Raw genomic sequence first — 11,017 nt, 5'->3', positions numbered from 1 at the left:
ATTTCTAAGCGAATCTATTTCCTTAGCTTATATCCTAATCCTACTTTTTATATAAACAAGGTGTAAAAGAAAGATTAAATTAAGATTATCTTAAAAACTGCTTTAGTAATTTTAAAAGATTGTGTTAGTCTTATATAAATAAAGGGTTAATAAGTGTTATATTAATGTCTCTATCTTTTGCTATAAGGGCATTAGTATTATATAAATAGGGATAGTGTATCATCTAGATTATCTATAAAATCGCAATATCAGCATTATATAAAGTGGCATTAGATTAGAAAAATCACTTAAATATAAATAAATAAATATAAATAAAATATAGATTCTGGAATCTAAATTTTACAAAACCACAGCAAAAGTTTTATCGCTTATCGCCACATTTCACTTTTGGTGCCTCACCTCAATGCCAAATCCATCATCCTCATCAAAGCCACAAGATTCTAGTAATTTTTGGATTTTTTGCGTTATATCAATCGCACTTCCGCCAGTAATTATAATTCTACTATCTTTTTTAAACACGGCGTCGTGCTGTTTGCTACGAGATTCAAAGCTCACTCCACCGATACTTTTCTCCACGCATTCCATAAAATCATCATTGCAATTATCATATAAAAATTCAGCGATTTTATGATGCACTTCTTTCCAGCTATCCACGCGGATTTCTTTGCTATCTGGCAAGATTAAAGCCACTGGCTTTTTATTTGTCACCTCAAATTCTTCATCTAGCAAGTTAATATAATCACTGCCCTTAGCCCTTTTCATCTCCCTTGCCTCTTCTCTAAATTCCTCCGGCAAATCCTCAAAGATTTCTATTACTTGATTAAAAAGCCACTCTGAGCGAGATTTTATCGCCTCCAAATCCCAAGTATTGATGTTTTCAAAGTATTTATTTATATGCAAGTTTCCAGATTCTGCCATTATTTTCTTTTTGTCTGCAAATGGGCGATTTGATAGCTTAGAGTTTATGCCGCTTAGCGTGAGATTCCCCATTGTGTGATGCCAATTCCGCCATTCAATATCCTCCCAATCTTTCGCCATTTTATGCCATTCTTTTTCAAATTTGCCCGGATTTTGCGGATAGATATGCTCAATTGTCAAGTCCGCCTCTTTTGGCGATTCCTTGTTCGTGTTGCACTCAATGGCAAGTAAGATTCGCTTAATTAGATTCCTGTTTTTATTGCTAAAAACCAGCTCATTAAAAAATTCTCTAAATCGTTTATTATTTGCAAAATGTGCGGCGTCTTTGCTTAAGACTTTTTGCATGGCAATAACTTTTGATGTCTCGTTCATCTCGCTCATTTGTCTATATAACGGATATAAAGTCTTGTTTAAAACATTGCTATTCTCACAAAAATTCACGCGGATAATGTAAGAGTGGAGAATCCTAAATATAGAATCTAGCTCATCAAAGCCAAGATTCCCACACAAAAAATCATCAAAAATTTTCATCACAAATGGATATGAAGTCCCAAACTTTAAATCCACTAAAAAGCTAATGTTATAAATGATTTTCTTTCGCTCTGTGGGGGTTAGGCTGACTTTAAAGTGGGATAGGGAATCTTGCAAAACCTTATCATCGTTTGGATTTAAAAATAGGGTATAGATTTTAGAATATGAAAGCATATCGCTTAATATTATTTCGCTGGAATCTAGCTTGGAATCGTGGCGGACATCTTTGCTAAAAACCGCTTCCAAACTAGAACTAGAAGCGAAATCCCAATCCGGCTTTATCTTTTTTGGCAAGTCATCTCGTTTAAAATACTCATATAGATTCTCATCTTTGATTTCTGCTCCGTAATAGATTCTTTAAAAATGCTCCACAAATTGCTCTAAACTATCCTCATCTTTTGTAGCCTCCTCAATATGTCGCCAATATGAGTTGAAAAGTCGCTCTTGTGTTGCCCTATCTTTGCCTATCATTAGGAAGTTTCGCACCAAGTCGCAATTCCTTAGCTTCTCGCCAGTGGCGTTTATAGACTCAAAAATCACCTCAGCTTTGTCATCGCTTCCCAGCTTTAACGCCACTAATTGTATGCGATTAAACGCTCCACAAATCGTTTCTAAATCCTCACAAGTCGCCTTTTCTAGTGCTTTTACAAAATAGATATAGCTTTGATACAGCCACTTGATTTAATCCCCTCGCTTATGGAATCTTTCATAATCTCCTCAAACGCCTTAATATCCTTTGCCATAGGCTTTAAGCGCAATTTTGAATCGCGACTATTGCATATAATTCTATCTATATCATCTTTTGTTCGCGGGTCAATTTTGTTGTGTTTTGAAAGGGCTTTTAGAAGTAGCATTGAAGTTATGATTCTCTGCTGTCCGTCGATGATTGAGTATTCTGCGATATTGTTATTAAAATGCTCTTGGTAGCAAATAGTGCCTAGAAAATGCTCTCGTTTTGAGTTATTTTGGGAGCTATCCCCAACATTATTTGAAATACTAGTATTTACTAGGGCTAGAATATCGTTTAGAAATTGCTCACAATGTTTCCTTTTCCACGCATAATTCCGCTGAAAAATAGGGATAGTAAAGCTCACCATTGGCATATTTAAAAAGCTATTTAGTGTGCTATTCTGTGCGACCATTTTTTCCTCCGTTATTAAATTTATTTTGATTTTTAAATAACAGATTTTATCGAAATCTCGCACAATTCTTGGCAGAACCAAGATTGATATTAGTCCTTTTTTAGGCTTGGTATAACTTATATCTTATTCAAATAAAGATTTATCAACATAAGCAATAGCTTTTCGAATATTTGTAACATATTTGCTACTTGAGTATTTCCTATGAAGCCATAAGAGCTGTTTTAGCATATATTTGCTATCAAAATCTTTTACTTCTAAACTCATAATAGCTTTAGTGATTTTATTGATATCGGCGTCTTTTTTAATCAAATATTCAAAGTTTTGTTTCTTTTTAATTTTTCCTATAAATATATTAGTATCTGATAGTGCTACAGGCTCATCATTATTGAGAACTTCTATGTGATTTTTTACATAACTTTTCTTTGTCGTTTTAATCTTTTTCAACATTTCTATAGTTTGCTCTTTATCCATATTTGCTTTTTTAATAAAATACCTCATGGGTATCCATTTGCACTGAGATTCGGCAATCACTTCTAAACACCTTTTAGCCTCATTAGCATCAATATCCTCTTTGTTAAAAAATATATTATAAATATCAGCTTCCTTTATATTCACACGAACAACCTCGGCTGTTCTAACATCGCCTTTTAACACAAATACTGGGGCTCCATTTTTTTCTACAAAATTTCCTTCTTTGATAAAAGATATTTTAGGCAATAGCTCTTTGTCTATCAAAAAACTTCCACTTTTGCCCTTAATGCTACCTGTTGCGATATTTAAGATTGCTGAATTTTCAATACCATTTTCTAAAATCGTATTTATAAATTTATATAATATTGGTTTAAGTATTTTGCCTTGATATTCATTAAGGATTCTAACTAAATCGCCCTTTGCCATCTTTTTTGTTTCGGCGTCATATCTATAGTAAATGTCTCCTTGTGTGTTAATAATTGGCTTATTTTCAGCCTCCTCGATTTTTAAATATCCTATTGTTTTGTTATTTATAGTTTTACATTCCTTTTTATATTTTACTTCTTCGCCAAAATTAGATTGTAGTTTTTCACTAATTTTTTTATTGTCTCCCATCAAGTCGTTTTGTTCTTTTTCGTCAATTCCTTTAATTTTATATCTTTTTGATATATTGGCATCGTTGCTTTCTTTTATGCCAAAAACAATATATCCGCCCTTATTGTTTGCCATCCCTTGGATTGTTTGCAACAATCTAGAATCTTTTATGCCACCAAAAGATTCTTTGTATTCTAAAGTCTCACTTTCCCTACCAAGCAAATAGCCATCTTTATGTATTAATAAATTTTCAATGCTATCAATGTTTATAAAATGATTTGCTTCTTCTTGGGTTGCCATTTTAACATTGTTGCCTATTTTGCCTTTTTTAATATCTGTAATTCTGCCATTATTAATATGATTACAAACATCTCCACGAGACTTATTTATATGTCCTAATATTTCTTGGTTTGGAATTTTCATATCAATCAATCTTTTTATGATTGATATTTCTTGATTTGTTATTTCTTTTCTTTTATTTCTCATTGTTTTTTTGCCCTTAAGCATCATATTTCTATAAAAATAATTATTTAACCCTTGATTTATTTTAGATATTTTAGTGTAAAAATTTATCGCAATATTTTTCTAGTTTTGCGTATCCACTAATTTAGCTTTTTAAATGAATTGGCTTTTCTAACTTCTTTTGTGCCTGCTTCCGTAGTATAGATTTTTCTAAACAAAATATCGCTAAATGTATCAATATCTTTTGCATTGTTTATTTCAAATTTGCCATCTTTAATGAAATCCAGTTTGTATTTTTGGGCGTATTGTTTGTATTCATCGATATTATCAATCTTTTGAAGTTCATCAACTATCATCGCAACGGCTTTTTGTTTCGTTTTAGATAAAGATTCTAAACTCTCTATATTGATTTTCATAAAAGGAAACTTATTTGCGTCTTTAAATATATCCCAATCTTGCTGGTTTGCCACTCTGTAGTATTCTGCAAAATTAGGAAATATAGTTTCCAAATCACTAAACTTAAAAAAATATATTCTTTCTTGTTCTTGATTCCAATATAGATGTGTTTTGTTGACAATACATATATTGACCTTTTTCTTTTTTTATTTCAGCCCTTTTTGTCGGTTATGTCTATATGGATTTTTTCGATTCTAGCAGATGGCATTATTCTTTGAAAACTTACATGATATTTATTTTTATTTTTTGTAAAAACATAAAAACACTTCTAAGTTTTTTAACTCATTTTGAGTTATTACATCGCAATTACTGGTATTAATTATGTTTGTTAAATAGTCTCCTATGTATTCATCTTTTGCTCGAATAAAAAAGATTTCATATTCTTCTAGTTTATATGTGCTTCCATTTTCGGCAATAAAATCAACTATTTGATATTTCTCCAAATCAATATCAAATTCCCATACATCTTTTAATATATCTTCTGCAATTAAGCAATGCTTATCTTTCGATTTTCCATAAAGCTTTATTTTGTCTATTTTTATTATCCCTTGTCAAGATATGTAAAATTATTTAATCCAATTAAATCATTATGATTTTTATAACCTTAATCTGCTTTTTTGATATTAAGAATATGCTATATTTAGCATATTTATCATTGTAATTATTTATTTTTAGTTTATAAAAATGGTATCCAAAAATTAAAAGATAGGGATTGAAATATGAAAATTTGCCCTTGATTACCAACCAAGCAATCAATATAAATATAACAATAAAAATCAAAAGATTTGAAACGCTTAAAGGTATAATGAAATAAGCTATATAGATAGGAATATATTTTGGCTCGGCGATTTTAACTTCATCGCATTGAATTTGCTCGGATTGAGTATTGTGATGGCATTTCTTATTGATTTTAATGTAAACCCAAGAGATTAGCACTGCAATTAATACAACAGCAATAGCGCATAATAACTTGAATAAATGTTTAATATAAAAATTGCTTAAGTGGAGATAGTGCTGAAATAACATATAAATAGTCAAACAACATCATCATTTTCCCATTCAACCATTCATGTTAAACATTACAACAAAACATTTCCGCTTTTTATCTCTCTAAATCTCCCTTTAGGTGTTTTATTTGGTGGGGCTTATGAGTTTAGTTGCGAGAAATGAACTGGATTAAAAAAGCTAGATTCTAAATCGCCTAGTAAATTACATTTAGGTTTGCGTTTAAGTTTAGATTTAAAAAATCCTCTAAGGAAATGTCGCCATAGCCATCTATGAAAAGCACAGGTTTTATATCGCTTAGAATCGCCATTGCTTCTTTATCGCATTTGACTAAATAGTAGGAATCTTCACATTTATAAAGCCTATCTTTTAGGATTTCCACTAGCTTTTTATCTAGCGTTTTGCCACTTTGCAGGGCTAGGTTTATCGCCTTGTCTAATGGGGTTAGGCTATTTTTGGTGTATAGCTTTAAAGTGTCTTTTTTATCGCTTAGCGGAGCTGGCTTTTTATCTAGGGAAAATACTCTAAATCCCAAGTCTATTTTTTGGCTAACTAGGCTTTGGGATAGATTTTTTTCTATATTTTTCGCCGCTCTTTTTACTCGCTCTATGGTGATGTCGCTAATTTTTGGGCTTTTAGAATCTAGCGTATTTTTGCAAAAATCAAATGCGGCTTTGCTCTTAGATTCATCAATTTCCTCCGGCTTTTGGACTAGTATAAATTGCCGATTGCCATTATCAGCGGCATTTAGCTCCATAACGGCGTGGGCGGTGGTGCCACTCCCGGCAAAAAAATCCATAACAATATCGTTGGTGTCGGCATTTGTGGCGATTTTAATTAGGTATTCAATTAAGCTCGTAGGTTTATTAAAACTAAAAACTTTTGCTCCCATTAATTTTTCTAATTCTTTTGAAGCGGTTTCATTTGTTCCAACTCCGTCTCTTTTTGAGATTTCATTTGTAGGCATAACGATTCTTTCCTCTTCCCTACAATATCTAATGGAAAATTTATTGCTCTTAACCACAAGATAAACATTGTTCTCAATTTCCTTTTCTAGCGTTTCTTGCTTCCACCTAAAATGCCCTTTAAGCCTAAAAAGATTTGTAATTTTTCCCTCCACAACTTCCACATTGTCTAATAATTCTATTTTATCTCTTACGCCTTTTTTATAGATTCCGTTTGGCAAATTTGTCGCAACATAATTTCCCGGAAACGATAAAATCCGTTCGCTATTTGTTTCATTCCATAATGGAGCGTCGCCACCACCTGCGAATCTTGCCACCATTTTTTTATTATCTTTATATTTTTGATAGCACATTATAAATTCATGCGTTTTTCTTGTTTTATTTGAAGCCGATGGGGGCGTTTGGGTTTTATTCCACAAAAAAGTTTCAATAAAATTATCCTCGCCGAAAATCTCATCGCAAAGTATTTTTAGATTCGCCTGTTCGTTATCATCAATGCTGATAAATATCACGCCGTCACTCTTTAGTAAATCCCTTGCTAATTTTAGTCGCGGTAGCATAAAGCTAAGCCAGCCGCTATGGCTCTTTGTGCCTAGTATGTTTTTTAAAAAATTTAGCTCGCTAGATTCTACCTCTTTGCCATTATCATCATATTTTAGTAGCCCAGATTTTCGCAAAGTCTCTATGTAATCCTCCCTAAAATTATCCGGATAAATAAAATTTTCATTTTTCGTATTATATGGCGGGTCAATGTAAATCATCTTTATTTTGCCATAATATGCGGCTTTGAGTAGCTTTAGGGCGTCTATATTATCGCCGATAATTATGGCATTATTTGTAGAATCTGCCTCTTTGCTTTGGGTGGATTCTAGCTTTAATAGCTCTTGTGTGGGCGCGGAATACATCGCATTTGCTATTCCCTTACCAGTCCAAGTCAGCTCGTAGCCTTGAATGTTTTTTAAATCATCTATTTGGGATTGCGTCAATTTGGAATCGCCAGAATCCCCAGAATCGCTATTTTTAGAATCTTGTGCGGCAGATTCTTTCGCGGATTCCGCCTTTTTAGATTCCGCAATTTTATTTTCAAAATCCAAAAGATTTGTAATAGTTTCTACATTTAGCTTACTATCTTTTATCACTTGTGGAAAGTGCGATTTAAGCATTTCTATAAACGCCGCTTTGGAATCTTTGGATATAGATTGCGCGGAATCTATAATTTTTACATTATGTTTTTTTGCTATTTCTTTATCTATCATTTTGCGTCCTTTTTGTTTTGATTTATAACTTCATCTAGCAATTCTCTTAAATCTTTGTTGTTTATCCTTGTTTTATACACCACTTCAATATCCGGAAGCATTTTATTTAGGCAAATAAAAAATTTCTCGGCATAGTCAATTTTCACTTGCTCTTGTAGCGGAATCTCGCGTAAATCATCATATCCCTTAGTCTCGCATATGAAAAATATCGTTTTATTATCCGCCACTTTTATCAAGTATGCGAAATCCGGCTCGTAGGATTTATATGGCGTTTGGATTCTAAACTTTGGCAATTTGGCAAAAACTTCTATACTGGCTCCATCTATTTTTTCATATTCATTTATAATCGCATTTTTTTCAATTTGGGAATCCCATACCGCTTGGCTATAAAGATAGTTTTTAGCTGGAGTTTCGCTAGATTGGCTAATTTCCCTGCCTAGCATACTTTTAGCGATAAATTCCTTTGGGGTGCCGTCTGTCTCATAAAGTGGGTCATCATTACTAAAAGCATGTTCGGCAAAATCGTAGCTAATGCTAGAAATTAGATTTTTATGTAAGGATTCTTTTATGATAGATTCTAGTTCTTTGAATGCTTTTTTAGGGGAGTTTTGAAATTTTTCTTTATCTAGCCTATTGTAGATTTTTAATAAAAAATGAAGTGGGAGTTTATTATTTTTTGCAAAATCTAAAAGTAAGTTTTGTATATCATTAGTAATGGCGTTGTTATATTCAATAGAATCTTGTTCTAGTCTCTCTTTGGATTTAAGCAAGATTCTATTTGTTTTGCTCTCGTAGTCTTTACGCTCGTAGGTGATATATTCCTTTGGTATATTTACTTTGCTAAATTCACGCACAATATCATCTAAAAGCTGTTCTTCTTGCAAGTTTTTATACACTAATTTTGCGTTTTTGTTTATTTTCTCCCATAGCTCTTTGAATCTTTTGGCGTTTTCTTTGCGGATTGCTACTTTTATGCTGGGATTGTCGGCGTTTTTTATTCGCTCTCTTAAATCGCGTGGCTTAAATGAATTTAGGATTCTTTCAAATTTATCGCCCAAAGCCTTTTTTATACTCTCATTATTTTGCATTGCCTCATAAATAGGCGTGATGATTTTGTAAGAATTACTTTCCTCATCAAATTCTAGGGCGTTTGCATTATTTAAATGCATTGTTAGCTGAAAAATCTCATTTTTATTTAATCCTAGCTCGGCTAATTTTTCCTCATCAAAAAACTTCCCAGTAATCATAAAGCTAGAATCTATAATTTCTTTTTGTAGCCCCTCAATATAATCCGCCTCATAGCCACTCACTACGACATCAAGGGAATTTGTATTAAGGAATTTTTCATCGTTAAAATCTAAATGCTTATGCGTAAGTCGCTTTCCCTCGCTATTGACGCAGATTCTAAGTCCGCGCCCTACTTGCTGATGGCGACTTGAAATGGAGCTGGAATGAGCTAGTTTAGTAAGTGTGAAAATGTTTGGATTATCCCAGCCCTCTTGGAGCGCCCACACGCTAAAAATAAATCTTAGTGGCGTCTCAAAAGATAGTAATTCTTCCTTTTCCCTTAAAATTAGCCGGACGCCCTCAGCCTCTTTATCCTCGCTACTTCCCTTATCGCCACTAAAATAGCCCTCTAAAAATTTTGGATTCCCATTTTTGTCAAAATCTCTTTTTAGATATTGCCTATATTCATCGCTTATATTTTCGCTTAGCTTTTTGTCTCGCTTGATTTTATAAAGTCTTATAAATTCATTTCTTATAAATCCCGGCTCAAGCGTGGGCTTGGGATTCCCCCCCCCCCATTTTGTGCTATTTGCGCGATATTATGAGAATCTATAACGCCATTTTCTGTGCGGTTTTTCTCGCCGCGAAAGCTCTCAATACTTGGTATAAAAAATAGGCTTAATGCCTTGATATTTTGCTTAAAAAGTCGCTCTTCTTTTTCAAAATGCAAATCAATCGCCTTGCTTAGCATATGGGTAATTTCACTCTCGCTTAGCACATAAGATTCCCTTTTTTCTATGGTGGCGAAATTGCCAGATTCATCGCTTAAATATGCTATTTGATTTTTAAGGCTAGTTAGAGAAAATCCGCTATATTCGCTCCCTAAAATTCCCACGCTTTCGCCCACTTTTATAGTTGCCTCTTGCTTTACATTGTCACTAAAATATATGAATTTCGCGCCCTTTCCCTTGCTATTTGTGGAATCTAAATATGGCTTCTCGCCGATTTTGCTAATCGTATGAACGCTAATTTGCTTTACAAGATAATTGCTAAATGCATTGATAGAATCCAAGCAATATGCGACATTTGAAAGCTCAAAAGATTTTGGCGTGGCGATTGTAGAAGGCGCGTCGGTTGATAATTGCACGGAATCTGTGGCGGTTTTAGAATCTGTGGAATCTAGTGCGTTTTTGGAATCTGTGGAGATTTTAGATTCCATAAATTCCGCCGAATCTTTGGTATTTTTAGATTTTCTAGGCGTTGGCGGTGCTTTTGGGAAAGTCGCTCCAAAGCGGAAATATAGGGAATCTATCTTGCTAAAATACTTATTAAACGCATCGCCTTTTAGCAAATGCGGCTCATCAATAATGCTTATAGGCTTTAGTGCCGCGATATTTTCAAAAATGCTTTTTGTGTCAAATAGATTCTCGCTATTTTTATTTAGGATATTATCTTTTTTATCAATCGCGCTATTTGTAAGCACTAGGACGCCTAGCTCATCGGTGTTTTTAATATAGTGATTTACAATCTCATTTGGGCTTTTGGAATCTGCATAAATATAAGTTTTTAGGTGCTTTTTATACTCGTTATAAAAATAGCTCGTAGTCAAGGCGATATTTTGCTTGATAGATTCTAAAATCGCCTTGCGTGGGACAAAAATGATGAATTTATTTTGCTTATATTTTTTATTTAGCTCAAAAATTAGATTTAAATATGTAAAAGTTTTACCCGTGCCAGTCTCCATTAAAATATCTACATTTAGCCCATTATTTAGGTTTTGAAATGGCACTTTTGGAGGCGAAGATTCAAAGCAATTTTTTAGCATCTCCGCATTTGGATTTTTAAAATCAAAATTTTCCAAAAGATTTATTATATTATCAATGCATTCTTGCTGATAGCCTTGCTTTTCAAAAATCACATAAATTCCTTTTTAGTTTTTTAGCTTGATTGCGCGATTTTGCTTTTTTGTCAATTTTCGCCTTTTGATTCC

7 protein-coding genes and 1 pseudogene are annotated in these 11,017 nt (G+C 33.1%); all 8 read right to left on the bottom strand.

Annotated elements, in window-relative coordinates; genetic code table 11:
- Window positions 1–381: 381 nt before the first annotated feature.
- Entirely contained in the window at window positions 382–1,743 is a 1,362-nt protein-coding gene (locus CCY99_RS02260; protein WP_112059779.1) for an HNH endonuclease family protein, read from the bottom strand.
- A gap of 63 nt (window positions 1,744–1,806) precedes the next feature.
- Window positions 1,807–2,025 (bottom strand): DUF262 domain-containing protein, encoded by a 219-nt coding sequence (locus CCY99_RS02255; protein ID WP_112059778.1) that lies wholly within the window; start codon window positions 2,023–2,025, stop codon window positions 1,807–1,809.
- Window positions 2,026–2,093: 68 nt separating this feature from the next.
- Window positions 2,094–2,591 (bottom strand): DUF262 domain-containing protein, encoded by a 498-nt coding sequence (locus CCY99_RS02250; RefSeq protein WP_146744921.1) that lies wholly within the window; start codon window positions 2,589–2,591, stop codon window positions 2,094–2,096.
- 123 nt (window positions 2,592–2,714) lie between these two features.
- On the bottom strand, window positions 2,715–4,142 hold the full coding sequence (locus tag CCY99_RS02245) for an ATP-binding protein (RefSeq protein WP_181646799.1): 1,428 nt from the start codon (window positions 4,140–4,142) through the stop codon (window positions 2,715–2,717).
- 116 nt (window positions 4,143–4,258) lie between these two features.
- Window positions 4,259–4,627 carry a hypothetical protein gene (locus tag CCY99_RS02240; RefSeq protein WP_146744920.1) on the bottom strand — a complete coding sequence of 123 codons (369 nt, stop codon included), beginning with the start codon at window positions 4,625–4,627 and terminating at the stop codon, window positions 4,259–4,261.
- Between the two features lie 1,148 nt (window positions 4,628–5,775).
- The gene (locus CCY99_RS02225; RefSeq protein WP_258443073.1) at window positions 5,776–7,800 is read right to left on the bottom strand and encodes a site-specific DNA-methyltransferase; all 2,025 of its coding nucleotides are present in this window, start codon (window positions 7,798–7,800) and stop codon (window positions 5,776–5,778) included.
- Window positions 7,797–9,314 (bottom strand): hypothetical protein, encoded by a 1,518-nt coding sequence (locus CCY99_RS02220; protein WP_112059772.1) that lies wholly within the window; start codon window positions 9,312–9,314, stop codon window positions 7,797–7,799. The genes CCY99_RS02225 and CCY99_RS02220 overlap by 4 nt, the downstream gene beginning before the upstream one ends.
- A 989-nt stretch (window positions 9,315–10,303) precedes the next feature.
- Window positions 10,304–10,945, bottom strand: a pseudogene (locus CCY99_RS09805) (DEAD/DEAH box helicase family protein); the annotation flags it as partial.
- Window positions 10,946–11,017: the final 72 nt, after the last annotated feature.

It is taken from the genome of Helicobacter sp. 16-1353, from assembly GCF_003288815.1.
Lineage (GTDB): Bacteria > Campylobacterota > Campylobacteria > Campylobacterales > Helicobacteraceae > NHYM01.
This window is presented reverse-complemented; position numbering and strand designations above follow the sequence as displayed.

What these genes read in the sequence shown, in the direction of transcription:
- CCY99_RS02225 (WP_258443073.1), bottom strand. Translation starts at nt 7,800, where the DNA reads ATGATAGATAAAGAAATAGCAAAAAAACATAATGTAAAAATTATAGAT.
- CCY99_RS02245 (WP_181646799.1), bottom strand. Translation starts at nt 4,142, where the DNA reads ATGAGAAATAAAAGAAAAGAAATAACAAATCAAGAAATATCAATCATA.
- CCY99_RS02250 (WP_146744921.1), bottom strand. Translation starts at nt 2,591, where the DNA reads ATGGTCGCACAGAATAGCACACTAAATAGCTTTTTAAATATGCCAATG.